Below are 21667 nucleotides of genomic sequence, written 5' to 3' on the forward strand. Positions count from 1 at the left end.
TTAATTCTTAAAATTAAAGTATTTCTTTTTACTGTTTATTAAAATTTATTTAAAATCTTAATCTTCAAATTCTTCTCTTAGAATACGTTTTACATCTTCAATCGTTTCCTCTTCAAGATCAACCATATTTAAAAGACTCTCAGTATCTTTATCCAACACCGATTTTGCCGTAGTAAGACCTACTTTCTTAAACTCATCCAAAATCCACTGTTCGATATCGTCATTAAATTCTCTTAATTCAACATCATCATCCTCACTGGATTCTCTGTATACATCAATTTCATATCCTGTCAACCAAGAAGCCAGTCTTATGTTTTGACCTTGTTTTCCGATTACTTTAGAAATCTCTTCAACAGGGGTATAAACCAATGCATAGTTGCTATCCTCATTGATATCAATTTTATTGATGGTAACGTTTCCTAAAGCTCTCTTCACCAAAATCTCAGGGTTTTTAGACCACTGAATAACATCGATGTTTTCATTTCTCAACTCTCTTACAACGCCGTGAATTCTGGATCCTTTCACTCCCACACAAGCTCCTACAGGATCTATTCTGTCATCATAAGCATCTACTGCAATTTTCGCTTTCTCCCCAGGAATTCTTACAACTTTTTTCAGCATAATAGTTCCATCCTGGATCTCAGGAATTTCCAGCTCTAATAATTTCTCCAAAAATTTAGGTGCAGTTCTGGAAATAATAATCTGTGGCTTAGATCCTTTAAAATCTACGGTTTCTACAATAGCTCTGATGTTTTCACCTTTTTTAAAGAAATCGGATTGAATCTGGTTTTCTTTCGGCAAAATAAATTCATTCCCTTCATCATCCAGCAAAATTACATGTTTGTGACGAATATGGTGAATTTCTCCTACAACAATTTCCCCGATTCTGTCTCTGAACTGCTCATACAGCATAGCATTGTTGTGCTCCTGTAATTTTGTAGCCAGAATCTGCTTCAAAGTAAGAATGTTTCTTCTTCCCAATTGAGCTACCGGAATTTCCATTGTAAAATCTTCTCCCACTTCAAAAGTAGGATCTATCTTCTTTGCTTCAGAAATTTCGATTTCCAGATCATCATCTTCCGACATTTCATCTTCTACAATCGTTTTATTTAAAAATATCTGAAAATCTCCTTTATCAGGATTCACAATCACATCAAAATGATCATCTGAATCAAATCTTTTTCTTAAAAGAGTTTTCAGAGAATCTTCAATAATCGCCATAAGATCAATTTTACTGATCCCTTTCTCGTCTTTAAAATCACCGAAGGATTCAATCAACGCTATATTATCCATTTATTCTTTTTTCTTTTTTAAAATTTAATTACTACTAGTGCTTTTTTTATCTCTGAGTAAGGAATTTCTTTTTCCTCCTCCACATCTACTTTACCTTTTCCAATATCTTTTGGTTTTCGGTAACGTAAGATCAATGTGATTTTCTCTTCATCCACTTTAGATAACTCTCCTTCAATTTTGGAAGAATCTTCAAGCATCACTTCAATCTCCCTTCCCAGATTCTTTCTAAACTGTCTTGGAGCAGACAAAGGCTCACTCAGCCCGGCAGACATTACCTGCAGACTGAAATCATGTTCTTCACGATCCATGTTAAACTCTATTGCACGGCTCGCATCAAGACAGTCCTGCAAAGTAACTCCATTGTCCCCATCTAAAATCACTGTAATGTCATCCCCTGCAGAAATCTTTAAATCAACAAGAAATAAATCAGTTCTGGTTCCAAGGAAGTCATTTAATAATTCTTCAATTTTTTTTCTAAACTCCATAAATTTAACTTGGTTTACCTGTACGAAAAAAGGCTTTCTTGCGAAGCCTTTCCATTATTTTTCCGTAAATCCATTGCAAATATACACTTTTTTTTCTGAAAAAGCAAAATCATCTTAATTATCAGACTTATAAGTTATAATCTATTAACATTAAATTTAAAGATGTTTTGAAAGTATTTTTATTATTTTTGTCACAAACTTTAAAAACATACATTTTGAATATAACGATTGTAGGAACAGGTTATGTAGGATTAGTTACAGGAACTACCCTTGCAGAACTTGGCAATTCAGTATACTGTGTTGATATTGATGAAAAGAAAGTAGAGGATATGAAAAACGGCATTGTTCCCATCTATGAGCCGAACCTCGAAGAAATGTTCTTAAGAAACATTCAGTCTCAAAGACTATTTTTCACTACAGATTTAAAAGAAGCTTTAGATAAAAGCGAAGTAATTTACCTGGCTTTGCCTACTCCCCCGGGAGAAGACGGCTCTGCAGATCTTTCCTATGTGCTGAAGGTTGCCAATGACATCGGTGAGATGATGACAGAATATAAAGTCATTGTTAATAAAAGTACGGTTCCGGTAGGTACAGCTGACAGAGTACATAAAGTAATTGCTTCAAAAACAGACATCCCTTTTGATGTGGTTTCAAACCCTGAATTTCTCAGAGAAGGTTTTGCCGTTGAAGATTCTATGAACCCTGCAAGAGTGGTGGTAGGATCAAGCTCAGAAAAGGCAAAAAATATTATGTCTACAATTTATCAGCCCTTCACGAATACCGGAATCCCTATTATTTTCATGGATGAAAAGTCATCCGAGCTCACCAAATATGCCTCCAACTCATTTTTAGCTGTAAAGATTACGTTTATGAATGAGATTGCAAACTACTGTGAAAAAGTAGGTGCTGATGTGGATAAGGTAAGATTAGGAATGGGAAGTGATGACAGGATTGGAAACCGATTTTTATTTCCCGGCATCGGATACGGAGGAAGCTGTTTTCCTAAGGATGTAAAAGCACTGATTAAATCAGGAAAACAGGAAGATTTCAATTTCCAGATTTTAGAGGCTACAGAGAACGTGAATGTTGCCCAAAAAGTAATTCTGGTTTCTGAAATTGAAAAGTATTTCGGCGGAAGTATTGAAGGTAAAACGATTGCCATGTGGGGCTTGGCATTTAAAGCCAACACCGACGATATCCGTGAGGCCTCATCTCTTGACAATATTGAACTTTTATTGAAAAAAGGTGCAAAAATTGTTGCTTACGATTTGGTGGCGGAAAATAATGTTCAGAAAATCCTTGGAGATAAAATCCAGTATGCTAAAGGAATGTATGAAGCTTTGGAAAAGGCTGACGCCTTATTTATTGCTACAGAATGGCCGGAGTTCAAAAACCCTAATTTCAGACTTATGGCTGAAAAAATGAACAATAAGGCTATTTTTGACGGAAGAAATATGTATCCTCTGGAAATCCCTGAACAAAACGGATTCTATTATAAAAGTATCGGAAGAAAAACCATCTTAAATTAAGAATATCATAAAAGGAGCCTGTTCCATAGGGGATATCAGGTACCATTACTGATTTATTCTAATAATTAAAGATACATGTGTGTCCCTATTGTTTTTTTCAATCGGGCATTGTGTTTTCCTTTATAATGAGTACTTTTAATATTTTTAACGCTAAAATTTTTTCAAAACATTAAAATGAAAAATATAATTATTACCGGAGGAGCCGGTTTTATAGGCTCCCATGTTGTAAGAGAATTTGTAAAAAACAATCCCGGCACTACTATTATCAATCTTGATGCTCTTACCTATGCCGGAAACCTGGAAAATTTAAAAGACATCGAAAATGAGCCTAATTACGTTTTCGAAAAAGCAGATATAACAAAACCTGAAGAATTAAGAAAGGTTTTTGAAAAATATAATCCGGACGCTATTGTGCATCTGGCTGCAGAAAGCCACGTTGACAGAAGCATTACTGATCCGATGGCATTCATCAATACCAATGTGAATGGTACAGCCAACCTCCTTAATCTGTGTAAGGAATTCTGGACGTTAAACCCTGATCATACCCATGGGAGATTTCCTGATGAGAAAAGACAAAATTTATTCTACCATGTTTCTACGGATGAAGTGTATGGCAGTTTAGGTGAAACAGGTTTTTTCCTTGAGACAACATCTTATGATCCCCAATCACCCTATTCTGCATCGAAAGCAGCTTCAGATCATCTGGTAAGGGCTTACGGGAATACCTATGGAATGCCGTTTATCGTTTCCAACTGTTCCAATAATTACGGTCCGAATCATTTCCCTGAGAAATTGATTCCGCTTTGTATTTCCAACATTATCAATGAAAGGCCATTGCCTATCTATGGTGACGGAAAATATACAAGAGACTGGTTATACGTTATTGACCACGCCAGAGCAATCCACCAGATTTTCAATGATGCCAAAACAGGTGAGACTTATAATATCGGAGGTTTCAATGAATGGCAGAATATTGATTTGGTGAAAGAGCTGATCAAACAAATGGATTCTAAATTAGGAAAACCAGAAGGCTACTCCGAAAAGCTGATTACATTTGTGAAAGACAGACCCGGACACGATAAACGTTATGCTATTGATGCTACAAAACTTAATAAAGAACTGGGTTGGAAGCCATCTGTCACTTTTGAACAGGGATTGGGAAAAACCATCGACTGGTATCTTGAAAATAAGGAATGGCTGGAAAATGTAACAAGCGGAGATTATCAGAAATATTACGATAAACAATATAACTAGCCGGATGAAGCGTATTGCATTATTTCTTTTTGTATTATTTTCTATTTGGGGAAGTGCCCAGCAATTGCCTCCACCTCCTGCTGCACCTAATCTTTTGCAAAAACAATTGATTGATGAATTTATAGAAGTTTCCCATTATAAAAAGTCTATCATTAATTACGCAAAAAATTACCTTGAGCTTAAAATGTTTGATTACAGTGTAGATCCTCCCAAAGAGCTTCTCTCCAAAGAACAGGCCCGCTCTATTATTAATAATTTTAATTTTGATCACGTAAAATCCTCATTATACAGCTCTTTTTCTTTTATTCCTGAAGATAAACTAAAAGAATTAGTTAAGTTCCACAGAGCTATCGGAGGTCAGTTATCAAAAGATGATTCAGCATTTTTAATAACACCAACTCTTGATTTAAACATTAAGAATCAGCTGGATTATGCTATAGAAAACATAAAAAAATAAAAGATGAAAGGAATAATATTAGCCGGAGGTTCCGGCACCAGACTTTACCCTCTTACCATTGCCGTAAGTAAGCAGCTCATGCCAGTGTATGACAAGCCCATGATTTACTATCCTCTTTCCACACTATTGCTGGCAGGGATAAAAGATATTTTAATCATTACAACACCGCATGACCAGGCAGGTTTTATGAAACTTTTAGGTGACGGCTCCCAGATCGGATGTAATATAGAATACGTTGTACAACCCAGCCCGGATGGACTGGCACAGGCATTTATTCTGGGAGATCAATTTATCGGAAATGATTCAGCTGCATTGGTTTTAGGTGACAATATCTTCTATGGCTCCGAAATGGGAACCCTGTTGAAAAACAAAACCCAACCGGATGGAGGCGTTGTTTTCGCCTACCATGTCTCTGATCCCGAGAGATATGGTGTGGTAGAATTTGATGATGATTTCAAAGCAGTCTCTATTGAAGAAAAGCCCATTCAGCCTAAATCAAATTACGCCGTTCCCGGACTGTATTTTTACGATAACGAAGTAGTGGAAATCGCTAAGAATATACAGCCTTCTGCTCGTGGTGAACTTGAAATAACGGATATAAATAATGTTTATCTTAAAAAAGGCAAACTTGAAGTAGGTGTTCTGGACAGAGGAACTGCCTGGCTTGACACCGGAACATTTGATTCCCTTCATGACGCCTCAGAGTTTGTAAGTGTCATCGAAAAAAGACAAGGCTTCAAAATCGGCTGTATTGAGGAAATTGCTTTCAGAAATAAATTCATTGATGAAGAAAAGCTACTCGAAACAGCATTAAAATACGGTAAAAGCGGATATGGTGAATATCTGAAACAACTTGTCAAGAAATAATAAACAATTCCCTCGACTATTGGCGTTATAGTCAATAGTTTGCTCATAATAACAAATATTAATATATTAGTTCTTCTTTTCCGATTTTATATGAATAATTATTCATAATCCGGGAAATATCGGTTAAATTAATTATTATAAATTTGTATAAACTATTACACAAATGAATGAACCACAACAAAAGTGGACAGAAACGATAGAGGCCAGTCATTCTTTATTTGATTTAAAACTTAAAGAAGTCTGGAGATACAAAGATCTTGTTTATATGTTTGTAAAGAGAGATTTTGTATCGAGCTTTAAACAGACAATTTTAGGCCCGGTATGGTTTTTTATTAATCCCATCTTTACTACAATCACCTATCTGATTGTTTTCGGAAGAATTGCCAAATTACCTACAGACGGAGCTCCTCCTTTACTGTTTTACCTTGCAGGGATTACACTCTGGAACTATTTTGCATCTTCATTAACCGGAACATCATATACCTTTACCGGGAATGCCGGAATATTTGGAAAAGTATACTTCCCAAGACTGGTAACTCCCCTTTCCATCGTTATTTCCAACCTGATGCGTTTCGGAGTACAGTTTTTATTATTTCTTCTGGCATGGGCCTATTATTTTGCCATAGGTGAAGCTCATCCTAATATCTGGATTTTGATAACTCCATTTCTCATTATTCTTATGGCCCTTTTTGCGTTGGGTACAGGAATGATCTTTTCCTCTCTTACTACAAAATACAAAGATTTAAATATGCTGCTTGGGTTTGGAGTCAGTCTGTACATGTATGCTACTCCGGTAATATATCCTACCTCTTCACTTCCTGCAGGTTTTAAAAAACTGGCTTATTACAATCCTTTAACCGGTATTTTCGAATGTTTCAAGTATGCCTGGCTGGGGGTTGGAGATTTCTCACCTTTAATGCTGGGAATCAGTACTGTTATTATTCTGATTATTTTAGCAGTAGGAATCGTTATTTTCAACAAAGTTGAAAAAACTTTTATGGATACGGTATAATTAAAAATCGTAAAAACTGTTTAGAACTTATACTCAGAAGTCTAATTCTTAAATTAAAAAAACATGCTGGCTTTAAAAGCTGAAAATATATCAAAACAATACCGCTTGGGACAAGTGGGCACAGGAACTCTTTCTCATGATCTCAACAGATTCTGGCACAGAGTAAGAGGTAAGGAAGACCCTTATTTGAAAATTGGAGATACCAATGACAGAACGACAAAAGGGGATTCTGAATATGTATGGTCCCTTCGGGATATTGATTTTGAAATCGAACAGGGAGATGCAGTAGGAATTATCGGAAGAAACGGTGCCGGAAAATCTACCCTTTTAAAATTATTAAGTAAGGTAACCAAGCCCACTACAGGCAAAATATATACGCAGGGAAGAATTGCATCTTTGCTGGAAGTAGGAACAGGCTTTCATCCTGAAATGACAGGCCGTGAAAACGTTTTCCTGAATGGTGCCATTTTAGGAATGACTAGAAAAGAAATTACAAGAAAGTTCGATGAAATTGTAGATTTCTCCGGTGTTGAAAGGTATATCGATACTCCAGTGAAAAGATACTCATCAGGAATGTACGTTCGTTTGGCATTTGCAGTGGCAGCCCATTTAGAATCTGAGATTCTGATTGTAGATGAAGTTTTAGCAGTGGGTGATGCTGACTTCCAGAAAAAATGTCTTGGTAAAATGGGTGATGTTACGAAAGGAGAAGGGCGAACGATCCTGTTTGTAAGCCACAATATGGCAGCTATAAAGACCCTTTGTACAAAAGGTATATTATTGAATACCGGTAAAGTTGCTTTTCAAGGAAATATTGATGATACCGTATTAAGATATTTGGGAGGTAACAATACTTCTATCACCAATCATTTTATTTATGAAAATATTAAAACAGATTTTTTCAAACTAGAAGAAATAATTTTAAAAAACGACAATAAAGATATAAATGAGCCTTTGGATGAAAACCAAGAAATAGAATTCACCACCAATTTTATTCTGGATACCGGTCAACCGGAACGTTATCATATCACCTATCATCTTCTGAATGATTATGGCGAAGCTTTATTTTCATTCAGCAGTATCTCCCAGGAAATAAAATATAATAAAGGATTCAATTCTTTAAAGTGTATCTTTCCTAAGAACTTTTTCCAATCTGGTAATTATCATCTCTGTTTTTTCCTTGTTGAAGACAAAAAAGAGGCAATATTAGTAGAAAAAGATATTGCTTCATTTTCAGTAGTTGATGGAAACAGGGAAATTGGAGTGTATATGGGACGGGAACCAGGCTTCATCCGTCCTCAGTTTAACTGGCAAATAAAATAATTATGATTCCTGTAACACAACCCTTTCTTCCGCCAAAGGAAGACTATGATAAATATTTGGAAGGTATCTGGAAAAGAAACTGGCTTACCAACATGGGGCCATTAGCCAGCCAGCTCGAAATGGAGCTTAAAGATTATCTTAAACTACAGCACCTCCTTTTTGTAACTAACGGCACTGTTGCCCTACAAATGGCTATTAAAGCATTGGAAATTACAGGAGAAATTATAACGACTCCTTTTTCTTTTATTGCCACAACCAGCACTATTGTCTGGGAAGGATGTACTCCTGTTTTTGTAGATATTGATTCCCGAAGTTTATGCATCGACCCCAAGAAAATAGAAGAAGCCATTACAGAGAACACTCAAGCGATCCTTGCCACTCATGTATATGGAAACCCTTGTGATGTAGAAGCGATAGAACGCATTGCAAAGAAGCACCATTTAAAAGTAATTTATGATGCTGCCCATGCATTCGGTGTAGAAGTAAACGGTACATCTATTTTCGAATATGGAGATATTTCCACATGCTCACTGCATGCCACCAAATTATACCATACAATTGAAGGAGGCTTATTGGTCACTAAAAATCCTGACCTTTTAAAAAAGCTTGCCTCAATAAGAAACTTCGGAATTTCCGGGTTTGATTCTTTTTCCGATTTAGGAATTAACGGCAAAAACTCCGAATTTCATGCTGCCATGGGATTAGCCAATTTAAAATATATCGGGCAGATACACGAAAAAAGAAAAGCACTTGCTGCTCTGTATGATGAAAAGCTTAAAAACTTAAAAGCGGTAAAACCTCTCTGGCATGTCAATGCCACTGAAAATTACCCTTATTATCCTATTGTGTTAGAAAGCGAAGAGCTGCTGTTAAAATTAAAACAGGAAATGGATAAGCAGGAGATTTTTACACGAAGGTATTTCTACCCGAGTCTGGCATCTGCCCTTCCCTATTTACCAAAATTAGAACTGCCCATTACTGAAGATATTGCTAAAAGATCTTTATGTCTTCCGTTTTATTATGACCTCACTTTTGAAGAAGTTGAGCTTATCTCCCGGCTTATGCTAAGAATTCAAAATAATTAATTATGCTGATCATAGGCGCAAAAGGCTTTGCAAAAGAAGTATTAGAGATATGTCATCAAAATAATGACCTTACTCACCTTGCATTCTATGATGATATAAATGATGATATAAAAGGCTTTTTATATCATACATTTCCGATTATGAAAACTATTGAAGAGGCACAGCATTATTTTGCAACGGTAGATGAGAAGTTCACCATTGGAATTGGAAATCCGGACCTACGAAAGAAATTAGCCCATAAATTTTCTGACATTGGCGGTATACTGACTTCTACCATCAGCCCAAAAGCCGACATCGGTTCATACGGAATACAAATAGGCAATGGTGCGAATATTCTGGATGGTGCAAAAATTTCAAATGATGTGATCATTGGAGAATCTGTTATTGTTTATTATAATTCAATCATTACGCATGATGTAAAAATTGGCGACTTTACAGAAATATCACCAGACGTAAAAATATTGGGCAGGGCTGTTATCGGAAGCTTTTGCCAGCTGGGATCCGGATCTATTATTCTTCCGGACATTAAAATCGGAAACCATGTTATTATAGGTGCGGGCACCGTAGTAACTAAAGACATTCCCGACAACTGCACGGCTGTAGGAGTACCTTCAAAAATTATAAAACAAAACAAATGATAAATCCATTAGTAAGTGTGGTCATGATCACCTACGGTCACCAAGACTATATTGAGGAGAGTATTAATGGTGTTTTATCTCAAATTTTCGAATCAGAGATTGAATTGATAATTTCCGACGACTGCTCACCAGATTATACTGAATCCATAGTAAAAAAAATCATGGAAAATCACCCTAACGGGCATTGGATAAAATATATAAAACACTCTGAAAATAAAGGAGCCATTCCAAATTTTGTCTGGGCAATCCACCAAACCCAAGGCAAGTATATCGCAATTTGTGAGGGCGATGATTATTGGACCGACCCTTTGAAGCTTCAGAAACAGGTTGATTTTTTAGAAAAAAATCCTGAATACAGTCTTACGTTTCATAAAATAAAAGAGCTGACGACAAGAGACGAGAAATTTACCTATCCTAATCCTGATACTGAAGAGACTTATACTCTAGAAGACCTTTCAAAAGAAAATTTTATAATCACCGTTTCCGTTGTATTCAGAAAAAATATGGAAGTTTTGCCCGACTGGCTGAAATATTCTCCTATCGGCGACTATCCTTTACACATGCTGAATGCATCCTATGGACTGATAAAATATTTTCCTCAGGAAATGGCTGTGTACAGAGTGGGAAGCGGTATGTGGAGTACACAAAACAAAGTAGATCAAATCGTAAATACGATGTACTGTTTGAGATTTTTATTGCTAGCTTTTAAAAATAATGAAAAGGCTTACAGTAACCTTTTGAAGCAGTACAATAATTTTAGAGCCGAGCTTATAAAACCTATTGAAGCAAAAAAAACGCAAGACGCAAATCTAAAAGATTACCGATATATTGAAAAAATTACGGACTTGAGTAATATTTATAAAATCATAAAAATTAAAATCGGCAAAAAAATCAAATTTTAAAGATTAATTGTTTTAAAAAATGCTTACAAAACTAAAAAATAATGTTGCTCAAAAAGTAATTGCTCTTATGGAGAACAATGAAAAAAGAAAAAGGCAGGAAAAATGGAATGTTTTCATATCAAAATCTCATATTGATATTCATCCTACTTTCTTTCCAAAAGATGCGGATATTTTCAAAGGTGAAAATAATGAGTTTGGAAATGTTTCTATTGGAGAAAATGTTTTATTCCGGAAATATTGCAATATTCTGATCTTCCCAAATGCCGATCTTTCAATTGGTAAGGGAGTTTTTTTTAATAATTATTGCTCAATTAATTGTCTTGACAAAATAAAAATTGGTGATGACACAATCTTTGGTGAAGGTGTGAGATTATATGATCACAATCATCTTATTGAAAAAGGAGAAACATTATTTGTTGAAAAAGAAAAATACACAAAAAATCCTATTATAATAGGCAAGAATTGCTGGATAGGAAGTAATGCTGTTATATTAAAAGGAGTTACGATCGGTGATAACTCCATCATTGGTGCAGGCTGTATTATTCATAAGTCTGTCCCCTCAAACACAATTTTGAAAAACAACCAAAATTTAATTTCTCAATCTCTCTAAAATGGGTACAAAAAAAATATTATTCATTTCCCACGAAGCCTCTCTATCCGGGGCCCCCATTCTTGTTTTAGATTTGATTAAAAGATTGAAACAGGAAAAAGAAAATTATGCAATAGATGTTTTATTAATCAGGGGAGGAGAATTATATGAAGACTTCGCAAAACTCTCAGATAATATCATTGTTGCCCATTACCATCTGCAATCATTTTCTTTTTTAAAGAGAAATATAAAAAGAGTTCAATCTATTATTTTCAGAAAAAAAGAAACTCAACAGGACAAAATAAACAAAATTACAGATGCTCTTCTGGAGAATAAATATGACCTTGTTTACGGAAATACTATGGAATCTTTGGTCTGGACATTACCTTTCCATAAAAATAATATTCCTACCATTGTTGCAATCCACGAGCTTAGTTTTGGAATAGAAAGCACATATCCTAAAGATTTCGTTTTAGAAAATATCCCCAATATTACGAAGATCATAGCAGGCTCAAAAGCCGTAGGAGATAATCTTGTCACAAAATATGGGGCAGATCCTAAAAAAATAAATGTTGTCCATTCTTTCGTTGATACCGTTCTTACTGTTCAAAAAGACAAAGAAAATCTTAGAAAAGAACTGGGGATCAAAAACGATGATTTAATTATCGGAATTGCCAGTTCGCAGGAATTACGGAAAGGAACAGACATGATTCCCATACTTGTTCAAAAGATAAAACAGAAAACAGGTATCAACTTTAAATTTATCAATTTAGGAGGGACATCAAAAAGTCCCGCTGTAAGATGTGCCAAAATAGACGCTGAAAAGCTAGATGTAGATGATGTATTACTTTTTATAGATCATAATAAATTTCCTAATGATTATATTAATCTGTTCGATATATTCCTTTTGATGTCGAGGGAAGATCCTTTCCCTTTGGTTATGTTAACTGCAGCAAAGCTCAAAAAACCAATTGTCGCTTTCGAAAAAAGTGGTGGTGCTGTAGAATTTTTAGAAAATGACCATGGAGTTCTTATTCCTTATCTAGATTTAGATATTATGGCTGCAGAAGTTATTAAACTGATGGAAGACGCACGTCTGAGAGATACTTATGGAGAAAAAATCTATAAAAGACTCGAAAATGATTATTCAGATAAAAAGCTGGCAGGCAAAATTTTCACCATTATCGATGACTTATTATCAATATGATTTCCATAATAATATCCTCCTATCTTCCCCACTATTTTTCTGCTTTAGAAAATAATATTGCAGAAACCATTGGCAATATACCTTATGAAATTATTAAGATTGACAACCCCGGGTTGATGGGAATATGTGAGGCTTATAACAAAGGTGCTGAAAAAGCAAGGTTTGATTGTCTTTTGTTTACTCACGAAGATATTTTGTTTAATACCGGCAGCTGGGGAGAAAGACTGATTAAACATCTTGATGTTCCTCATTCAGGAATCATTGGGTTGGCTGGCTCATCTTATGTTCCTGTTGCACCTTCCAGCTGGACTGTTTCAGAAAAATATAATTCCGTGAATATTCTCCAGGGAAATAAAAAGAATACAGATTCATATTTAATAAAAACGACAAAAGAAAACAGAAATCCGGTCTATGCCGTCGATGGGGTTTTCCTTGCCATAAAAAGAGAAAATTTCAACCAGTATAAATTTGATGATGCCCTGAAAGGTTTTCATGGCTATGATCTTGATTTAAGTTTAAGAGTATCAAAACATTTACAGAACTACGTCATTGATGATATCCTGATCCAGCACTTTTCCAGCGGAAATCTGGATAAAAAATGGTTAGATGCCAATATCACGGTCAAGCAGAAAACTGGATCCCGTTTTCAAAGAAAAATTGATCGCAAAACAGAAGAAAAAGTTTTTTTAAGCTTTTTATATAAATATTTTGAATACTATCCTGTTGATAAAAAAAACATTCTTTTCACTTTAAAGTTTTACCCCTATAAATATCTCAGTTTCGCTCAGCATTTAGGTATTGCAAAAAAATATTATAACTATATGAAATATGCACCTGACATCAATAAAAAGCTAAATACTAATGCTTAAAATTCTTTTTATTATTTTTAACAATAATTAATTACCCAAAATATTAAACACAATATGATTATAGGAAACGGGCTTATTGCAAGTTCATTAAAAAATATTGACTCAGATGATATGCTTTTTTTTGCGTCCGGAGTATCCAATTCCCTTGAAACCAGACGTTCGGAATTTGAAAGAGAATTTAATCTTTTAAAAAACGCTCTTGAAAATGCTAAAGAAAAAAAAATAGTTTATTTTTCCACGTTGAGCATTCATGACCAATCTAAACAGGACAGTCATTATGTTCTGCATAAAAAGGATATTGAAAATTATATAAAAAATAATTCCGAAAATTATCTCATTCTTAGGATAGGAAATATTGTGGGAAATGGGGGAAATCCCAATACTCTTTTTAACTTTCTCAAAACGCAAATCTCCAATAATCATCAGTTTGTTTTACATTTAAATGCCAAAAGGTTGTTGGTGGATATTGATGACATCTCAAAATTTTTAGAATTAAACTGCAGTAAGATGAAAAACAGAACACTCAATTTTGCTTATCCTTATTATTACAATTTAAAAGAAATCATTGCTGTCATTGAAAAAAGCTTAGCTAAGAAAGCATATTTTGAGGAAGTACAGCAGGGTGATTTTTACCAGGTAGAATTTAATGAGAACATTAATACCTTTTTCGCAGAAACCAGTGCTGAGAGATATCTGGAAATTTTAGCTGATAAATATATTTAAAAAAATGCCTGTAGTTTACATAATTATTGTTACTTATAATGCCATGAAATGGGCGGAAAAATGTTTTACAAGTTTAAGGCAATCTTCCGTTCCTGTGAAATGTATCGTAATTGATAATGGCTCAGCGGATGGCTCTCAAAATTATATCAAAAATAATTTTCCGGAGATAGATCTTATTCAATCTGAAAAAAACTTAGGATTTGGGAAAGCTAACAATATCGGGATAGAAAAAGCCTATAAAGAAGGTGCTGATTTTTTCTATTTAATGAATCAGGATGCATGGCTTTATCAGGACAGTATTCAAAAGCTACTCGATGTTTATCACAATTACCAGGATAAGGAGGAAATCGGGATTATAAGCCCAGTGCATATTGACGGAACTGAAAAATACCTTGATATCTTTTTAGATAAATATATTGCTCTTAATTTTGAAAAAACAAGGCTGATTTCTGATCTTTATTTTCAGACTTTAAAGCCTTTTTATGAAGTAAGGTTCATCAATGCGGCCCATTGGCTTCTTCCAAAACGAACCATAGAAACTGTTGGCGGTTTTAATCCTTATTTTTTCCATTATGGGGAAGATGATGAATATACCAACCGCGTCCTGTTCCATAAGAAAAAAACATTGCTTGTCCCCGGCAGCAGAGTGGTACATGACGGAAAACAATTCTTGACTAAAGTTGATTATAATAAATATCCGAATTTGAGCATTGAAACCAAAATGATTAATCCTAATCTGCCCAATGCAATACATTTGGAAAAAAAATCTCTGAAACAAGGTATTTTGAAAAGCCTCATCACAGGTAAACTTGATCATTATAAAAAACTTTTTCAGAAATATAAAAAGATTACCGGCGAAGAAAAAGAATTAGCAAATATCCGAAGGAAAATCACTCAACCCGGCCCTACTTTCCTTGATCTGTAAAAGATTTTCTGTAAATAATATTTTTATAATATCATCTTATTATCAGATTTAATCTGATAAATTCATGTTTGGATTTTGCCGTCCTCAGATCTTTCCTGAGCTACTATTTTCCGAGACATGAAAAATTTCAACAAAAAACACATATATTTAAATTATTTTCAAACAAATACGTCAAAAATAACAAACAAAAAAGAAAATAATACAGATTAAATAGAATATAATTACAAAAAGCAAACTATTTTTAAATAATCAATATTTTTTGTGTTAATTTTAGTGTTCAAAAAAAACACATAATGAATCGGAAAATCACGATTATTATTCCTGTTTACAATTCTGCAAAATTTCTGCATAAAACCCTTAAAGCTGTAGATGAGCAAAGAAAAGAATCTCAATGGGATCTGGAACTGGTCTTAGTAGAAGATGGCAGCCCTGATATCAGTTTTGAGGTAGTAGAAAAACTTGCCCGGGAATATAATTACATCAAAGGCGTTAAGCTTTCAAGGAACTTTGGCCATCAGATTGCCGTAAGAACGGGCTTAAGCTATGCAACAGGAGATTATATCGCCATTATTGACGATGACCTGCAGGACCCGCCTTCACTTCTTCCAAGATTTTTTGATCAGCTTGAACAAGGCTATGAAGTAGTGTATGGCATCCGGAAAAAAAGAAAAGAAGACAGGCTGAAAAAAATGGCTTATACCAGCTTTTACCGAATTCTCAGCTCTATAAGTGATACCAAAATACCTTTGGATTCCGGGGATTTTTGTGTAATGACCAAAAATGTTAAAGATAAAATGCTTACCCTCAATGAGCAAAACCCTTATCTGAGAGGGATAAGAGCATGGGTGGGCTTTAAACAGATAGGCCTGGAATATGAACGAAGTGGGAGAATAGAAGGAGAATCCGGATATTCCCTGAAAAAACTCGTTAAAATTGCAAAAGATGGCATCTTTTCATTTTCTTCCATACCCCTGCAGATCATCAGCATCCTTGGAAATCTGGGACTTCTGATTTCAATTGTATTTACATTATTTACCATTTTCAGATATTTTAATAATGAAATTGAAGTGGCAGGCTATACCACCATTATCATCATGATCATGTTTTTCAGCTCCATTCTGCTTATCAGCCTCGGAATTATCGGAGAATATATTTACAGAATCTACAATGAGGTAAGGAACAGACCCCACACCATAATTGAAAAAACAATTAACTAAAAACACAAATTTATTCCCATAAATGAAAGAAAAAATACAGTCAATTATTGACTCCAGCTTTAAATATGAATATAAGGACGGAAAATTTGTTTTCCTGGAATTTGATGAAGACATCGTATCAGATTCTCTTGATAAGATAAAAACTTTTTTCAAGAAGTATGTATGGCTATATGAGCTCCTGATCTACATTATTGCGCCACTATACCCTTCCAGATATTTCTTTTTAAAAAGGGTTTTGAAACAAACCAAAGATTCCGGTAAAATAGTCGTAAATCTTGGCAGCGGCTACACAGATCTCAGAGGTGATATCATTAATGTGGACCTTATCCCGTACAACCCTGTGAATGTTGTCTGTGATATCACAAAATTACCTTTTAAGGATAATTCTGTTGATCAGATTATTAATATTGCCGTTTTAGAACACGTTCCGGATCCACAGGCCGTAATCGCAGAGATCCAGCGGGTTTTAAAGCCGGGAGGAAGGTTATTATGTGAAATACCTTTTATGCAGGCTTTCCATGCTTCCCCTTATGATTTTCAGAGATATACATACGAAGGAATCAAAATACAATTCAAAGAATTCAACAACTTAAAAATCCACTCAATAAGCCCTACGGGAGGGATGCTTTGGCCGTTGCAGGAGTGGTTTGTAATGTTGTTTTCTTTCGGAATCAAACCATTACATAATATCTTATTAATCATCGTAATGTGCCTTACATTTCCTATTAAATTTTTAGATGTTATTCTGCAATATCATCCTTTAAGTAAAAATATTGCATCCGCATTTATATTTGAATGTGAAAAATAATGTGTTATGAAGAAATTACTTCAAAATCCCGCGCATTTTTTTGCCTGCATTGTATTTCTTATCGGAACTGTATTTTTAGCCTGTCTCACCTATCATCATCTTGATAAAGGCTTTATTTTCAATGATGAGGCTTATTATTTATCTTACTATAAAAATAAAGGAGAAAGTTTAAGTTTTGACAGAACCAATTTTTTCAGAATATTCAGGTTTCTCTATACCCCGAATATTTACCATTTCAGGATCATCTCTATCACTACTTTAGTTTTAAGTAATTTTTTACTTTGTTGTACCATTTTCAAGTATTTAAAATTTGACAATAGCTTATTTTTTTACAGTCTTATAGGTATTTTTATAGGATTTGAAAGCTGGAATATCAGCAACCTGATTATTCAGCAGTATATTGGCAATACCATCCTCGTAAATGTCGGAATATCATTAATGCTTATATCATTGATAATCAAAAAAAAATTCATCCTGACACTCTCCGGATTTGTATTATCTTTTATATTATTCAATGGAAATTCCCATGTTGTAGTTATCATCCCTATATTGATTTTTTTCATTGTCAGTGATTCAGAAAACCGGAAATCAAATTTATTATACCTCTTTTCGGGTTATATAATTGGTGTTATTGTTTACTTCACGTTCTTGGATACTTTAGATAATTTCGTTTTTCAGTTCAAATTTCTAAAAGAGTACCTCAGTTTCCATAGAAAACAGCATTCAAGGACCTTTATCGTTTTATGGTGCGTTTATCTTTTCCTCAATGCGATCTTACCGACAGCCATTGCCTACTTTTTTTTATGGGAAGCAAAGTTTTCCGAAAATTCAATTAAGACATTAAATAAATTGATTGCGTTATTAGGTATTCTTACAATTCTACTGCTTTGTTTAAAGTATGAATTTTACCTATTCTCGCTCATCCTTTTTACCCATATTTTGGCATTAAGATTCTGGATTGAAAAAAACGAGACCCTAAAAAATAAATATGTGATTATTTTACTTTTAATAATACCATATTGCCTGGCTTTCGGTTCCCAGACGTGGTTCCACCTCAGACTTAACGCCTACAAGCTATACTATTTCCTCCTTATTTTCATCTGCCTTATGAGGCTTTATAAAAATAATTTATGGGTTGCAGGATATCTGATAAAAATATCCATTATGATTTTTGTATTTCCTGATGTTCTAAAAGATAAAGGCTGGAAGGATTTTGTTTTTACAGAACAGACAGAAAAAGTCAAAGTAAACGGTTATCCTCTCTATCTTGACAAACAGAGAAAAAAAGACCTTGATATATTACACCCCTATCTGCAGAATCAGCCGGATGTAATTTATTCAAGTAACCATCTGATGGGCTATCTGTACATCCTCGATGCATCTCCACCTATTTATTATTATTTTGAATTAAAAGATTATATCCGCTTTATTATCAAAAAAACAGGAAAAACACCAGACGATTTTATATATTTTGAGAGCATTGATTACCCTTTCAATCCTAAAGAAATTGTACCTTTACAGTTTGTAGATCATCCTGAAAATTACAAAATTGTAAAAACAGGAAGATTTACCTTATACCTTCCCTCTAAATACAAAAAATGAACAAATGTGCGGAATAGCAGGAATTATTGCAAACAATGCCAGAAATTATCAATCTGAAATTCAAAAAATGACGGATGCCATAAGCCATCGTGGTCCCGATTCTTCCGATCACGAGTTTTATGAAAATGCAGCTTTAGGCCATCGAAGACTTTCTATTATAGACCTTTCGGAAAGTGGAAAACAACCCATGTTTTCAAATACCAAAAATGAATGCATCGTTCTGAATGGAGAGATCTATGGCTACCTGGACATAAAAAAACAATATTCGGAATATTCTTATCACGGAAGCTCTGATACAGAGGTTATTCTTGCCATGTATCAGAGAAAGCAGGAAAACCTCATCCATGACCTTCCCGGAATGTTTGCATTTGCCATCTGGGATGACCAGAAACAGCAGTTATTCTGCGCAAGGGACCGCTTCGGAGAAAAGCCCTTCTATTATGCTATCGGAAATAATAATGAATTTATTTTTGCATCAGAAATTAAAGCAATCCTTGCATCAGGCCTGATTCAGCCAAAAGTAAATTCCGAAGCCCTTTCCCAATATCTGCAGTACGGATTTGTGAATACTTATCAAAGTATTTACAGTAATATTTTCACATTACCCCCAGCTCATCAGTTAATCTGGAAAGAAGGAAAAGCTACTGTTTCCCGCTATTACAATATCCCTGCAAAAGACAGAAACATAAGCTTGTCCGATGCAAAAGAAGAGTTTTTATACCTGTTGAAAAACGCTGTTAAAAAACAGCTTATTGCAGATGTGGAAGTAGGAAGTTTTTTAAGTGGCGGATTGGATTCTTCTTCTATTGTTGCTTTGGTGAATGAATTTTTACCTAAACAAACTACCATCAGCTTTGGATATGACCATAAAGCAAATGAGCTGAAATATGCCAAAGAGATCGCTGAAAAATACAACACCAATCATATTGAGGTACATGAGAAAAAACAGGATCTTGCAACTTCCCTGTTGAACGTTTCCCCGTTTTTGGATGAGCCATTTGCAGATATTTCTTTTCTACCCCATTATGAAATTTGCAGAAACGCAAAAAAAAATCTTACCGTTGTTCTTTCCGGAGATGTTGGAGATGAGCTGTTTGGCGGTTATGATTTTTACAAAGTTGAAAATAAATTGAGAAATCATTTCAGCTATAAAAATATTATTGCCCGGTTCGGATTAAAGATGTACCAGAACATCAGAGAAACCTCTTTCCTTACCCAGAAAAACCTAAAGCATTCCTCCATTTTAGATTTCCATGAGAATTCCGTGAGAAATGCATTTAATAAGGAAGAACAAAACCTGCTGGGTATCTCAGAAAATTACCGGCAGCCCTATAGCTTTACTCCAAATCCCGATTCTCTGAACGATATTATGAGAGTAGACCTGGAAAATTATGTTCCGGGAAATATGATGGTAAAATCAGACAGAATGGCTATGGCCAATTCATTGGAAGTGAGAACCCCGTTTCTGGATATAGACTTTGCTGAATTCTGTATACAATTACCGGAACAGCTCAAACTGGATAACGAAAATGATAAAATTATCCTTCGGGAAACGATGGATTCTTATTGGACTGAAACCATAAGAAACCGCCACAAACAAGGATTTGGAATGAGTGTTAAAAGCTGGTTTGAGGAGGATAATCTTATGAATCTTTCCAATGACCTGCTGAAAGACCAAAACCAGAAAGTCTTCAATTACATCGATTTTGAAGCGGCTCAGAAGTTCCTGAATAAAGACCATAAACACTGGAATTTATTACAACTTGCTCTTTGGGCACATAACAATCAATCTGTATTATAATGCTTGATATTTCTGTAATTATACCGGTATATAATGCCTCTGAGTTTTTAGAAAAAGCAGTCTTATCCGCTTTGCAGTTTGACGAAGTAAAAGAAATTATTTTAATTGAAGACAAATCAACTGATAATTCACTGGAGCTCTGTCAAAGAATGGCCATTGAAAACCCTAAAATAAAATTATTTCAACATCCCGACAAAGGTAATCACGGTGCCGGCGCAACAAGAAATCTGGGAATTGAAAAATCAACAGGAAGTTTTATCTCATTCCTGGATGCGGATGATTATTATCTACCCAACCGTTTTGATGCAGAAAAGGAGATCCTTACTGATTCTAAAACTGAAGGTGTTTTCGGAGCTATTGGCATTGAATATCTAACTGAGAAAGGAAAAAAAGAATTCCAGTCTAAATTTAAAGATACTTCACTTACAACAGTCAATTATCCGGCAGAAGGAAATGAGGTTTTTAAGGGATTATTGGGTCTTACACCTAAAACTTTCGGTACATTTTTTCATCTGAATGCACTTACTATACGGAGATCCTCTGTTGAGACCAATCATTTGCGTTTCAATGAAAACCTTCGGGTACATCAGGATTCAGACTTTATTATTAAGCTTGCTTATCATTGTTATTTAAAATCAGGAAATATTTCTGAGGCAGTTGCGATGAGAGGTGTACATGATAATAACAGAATTACTAAAATAAAAATTTACTCCAAGGAATATAACCAGCGCCAGTCTCTGATCTGGAACTCACTTTACGAATGGTCTGAATCTGTAAAGCCTGATGCTGATGCCGGACAACATATTTATTTACAAAAAAAAGCTTTTGAGCTCTCTTTAGCAAAAGGGATTTCTAAGGCGGTAAATTTGTTCTCAGTAATTCTTAAAAATCCTAATATTCTTAAAACGAGATACCGTTTTACCTATACCCATTCATAAGCTTATCCCAGCCATTTTTATTGAAGAATAAAATACTTTAATTTTCACTTTATTGAGAATAATTTTCAGTTTTTATAGGATATAAATATTATTATTTATATCTTTTTCGTGTTATTTATAGAAATATTTTCTAAACGACTCGA

The 21667-nt window shown here is 34.6% G+C and carries 21 protein-coding genes; 19 read left to right on the top strand and 2 right to left on the bottom strand.

Going from position 1 to position 21667, the window contains the following annotated elements; all coding sequences use genetic code 11:
* Positions 1-57: 57 nt before the first annotated feature.
* Positions 58-1293, bottom strand: coding sequence for a transcription termination factor NusA (gene nusA, locus PMI13_RS19790; RefSeq protein WP_007847175.1), 1236 nt, complete (start codon positions 1291-1293; stop codon positions 58-60).
* Positions 1294-1310: 17 nt separating this feature from the next.
* The gene (rimP, locus tag PMI13_RS19795) at positions 1311-1778 is read right to left on the bottom strand and encodes a ribosome assembly cofactor RimP (RefSeq protein ID WP_007847177.1); all 468 of its coding nucleotides are present in this window, start codon (positions 1776-1778) and stop codon (positions 1311-1313) included.
* Between the two features lie 215 nt (positions 1779-1993).
* Here rimP and PMI13_RS19800 point away from each other — a divergent pair, with 215 nt between their 5' ends.
* The 19 genes from PMI13_RS19800 (at position 1994) to PMI13_RS19890 (ending at position 21524) form a co-directional block, all read left to right on the top strand.
* Complete coding sequence (locus tag PMI13_RS19800; protein WP_007847179.1) at positions 1994-3307, top strand: UDP-glucose dehydrogenase family protein; 1314 nt, start codon at positions 1994-1996, stop codon at positions 3305-3307.
* Between the two features lie 174 nt (positions 3308-3481).
* A complete protein-coding gene (gene rfbB / locus PMI13_RS19805) occupies positions 3482-4561 on the top strand; it encodes a dTDP-glucose 4,6-dehydratase (protein WP_007847181.1) in 1080 nt (359 codons plus the stop codon).
* Between the two features lie 4 nt (positions 4562-4565).
* Entirely contained in the window at positions 4566-5018 is a 453-nt protein-coding gene (locus tag PMI13_RS19810; protein WP_007847184.1) for a hypothetical protein, read from the top strand.
* A 3-nt stretch (positions 5019-5021) separates the two neighbouring features.
* Positions 5022-5885 (top strand): glucose-1-phosphate thymidylyltransferase RfbA, encoded by an 864-nt coding sequence (rfbA, locus tag PMI13_RS19815; RefSeq protein WP_007847186.1) that lies wholly within the window; start codon positions 5022-5024, stop codon positions 5883-5885.
* 163 nt (positions 5886-6048) lie between these two features.
* Positions 6049-6897 (top strand): ABC transporter permease, encoded by an 849-nt coding sequence (locus tag PMI13_RS19820; protein ID WP_007847188.1) that lies wholly within the window; start codon positions 6049-6051, stop codon positions 6895-6897.
* Positions 6898-6960: 63 nt separating this feature from the next.
* On the top strand, positions 6961-8220 hold the full coding sequence (locus PMI13_RS19825) for an ABC transporter ATP-binding protein (RefSeq protein WP_007847191.1): 1260 nt from the start codon (positions 6961-6963) through the stop codon (positions 8218-8220).
* 2 nt (positions 8221-8222) lie between these two features.
* The gene (locus PMI13_RS19830) at positions 8223-9305 is read left to right on the top strand and encodes a DegT/DnrJ/EryC1/StrS family aminotransferase (RefSeq protein WP_007847202.1); all 1083 of its coding nucleotides are present in this window, start codon (positions 8223-8225) and stop codon (positions 9303-9305) included.
* Between the two features lie 2 nt (positions 9306-9307).
* The gene (locus PMI13_RS19835) at positions 9308-9943 is read left to right on the top strand and encodes an acetyltransferase (RefSeq protein ID WP_007847205.1); all 636 of its coding nucleotides are present in this window, start codon (positions 9308-9310) and stop codon (positions 9941-9943) included.
* Complete coding sequence (locus tag PMI13_RS19840; protein WP_007847208.1) at positions 9940-10845, top strand: glycosyltransferase family 2 protein; 906 nt, start codon at positions 9940-9942, stop codon at positions 10843-10845. The genes PMI13_RS19835 and PMI13_RS19840 overlap by 4 nt, the downstream gene beginning before the upstream one ends.
* Before the next feature lie 19 nt (positions 10846-10864).
* Complete coding sequence (locus PMI13_RS19845) at positions 10865-11455, top strand: acyltransferase (protein WP_007847210.1); 591 nt, start codon at positions 10865-10867, stop codon at positions 11453-11455.
* A gap of 1 nt (position 11456) precedes the next feature.
* A complete protein-coding gene (locus PMI13_RS19850; RefSeq protein ID WP_007847212.1) occupies positions 11457-12641 on the top strand; it encodes a glycosyltransferase family 4 protein in 1185 nt (394 codons plus the stop codon).
* Positions 12638-13510 carry a glycosyltransferase gene (locus PMI13_RS19855; protein ID WP_007847214.1) on the top strand — a complete coding sequence of 291 codons (873 nt, stop codon included), beginning with the start codon at positions 12638-12640 and terminating at the stop codon, positions 13508-13510. Before PMI13_RS19850 ends, PMI13_RS19855 begins: the two co-directional genes overlap by 4 nt.
* A gap of 54 nt (positions 13511-13564) precedes the next feature.
* On the top strand, positions 13565-14233 hold the full coding sequence (locus tag PMI13_RS19860; RefSeq protein ID WP_007847216.1) for an NAD-dependent epimerase/dehydratase family protein: 669 nt from the start codon (positions 13565-13567) through the stop codon (positions 14231-14233).
* Between the two features lie 4 nt (positions 14234-14237).
* The gene (locus PMI13_RS19865) at positions 14238-15158 is read left to right on the top strand and encodes a glycosyltransferase family 2 protein (protein WP_007847219.1); all 921 of its coding nucleotides are present in this window, start codon (positions 14238-14240) and stop codon (positions 15156-15158) included.
* A 293-nt stretch (positions 15159-15451) separates the two neighbouring features.
* Positions 15452-16375, top strand: a complete 924-nt coding sequence (locus PMI13_RS19870; RefSeq protein ID WP_007847225.1) for a glycosyltransferase family 2 protein — start codon at positions 15452-15454, stop codon at positions 16373-16375.
* 22 nt (positions 16376-16397) lie between these two features.
* Positions 16398-17183, top strand: a complete 786-nt coding sequence (locus tag PMI13_RS20785; protein ID WP_007847229.1) for a class I SAM-dependent methyltransferase — start codon at positions 16398-16400, stop codon at positions 17181-17183.
* A 6-nt stretch (positions 17184-17189) separates the two neighbouring features.
* Positions 17190-18785, top strand: a complete 1596-nt coding sequence (locus tag PMI13_RS19880; protein WP_007847231.1) for a hypothetical protein — start codon at positions 17190-17192, stop codon at positions 18783-18785.
* A 4-nt stretch (positions 18786-18789) separates the two neighbouring features.
* Positions 18790-20586, top strand: coding sequence for an asparagine synthase (glutamine-hydrolyzing) (gene asnB / locus PMI13_RS19885; protein ID WP_007847233.1), 1797 nt, complete (start codon positions 18790-18792; stop codon positions 20584-20586).
* Positions 20586-21524 (top strand): glycosyltransferase family 2 protein, encoded by a 939-nt coding sequence (locus PMI13_RS19890; protein WP_007847236.1) that lies wholly within the window; start codon positions 20586-20588, stop codon positions 21522-21524. The genes asnB and PMI13_RS19890 overlap by 1 nt, the downstream gene beginning before the upstream one ends.
* Positions 21525-21667: the final 143 nt, after the last annotated feature.

Origin of the sequence: Chryseobacterium populi (assembly GCF_000282115.1) — a bacterium.
Classification (GTDB): Bacteria; Bacteroidota; Bacteroidia; order Flavobacteriales; family Weeksellaceae; genus Chryseobacterium; species Chryseobacterium populi.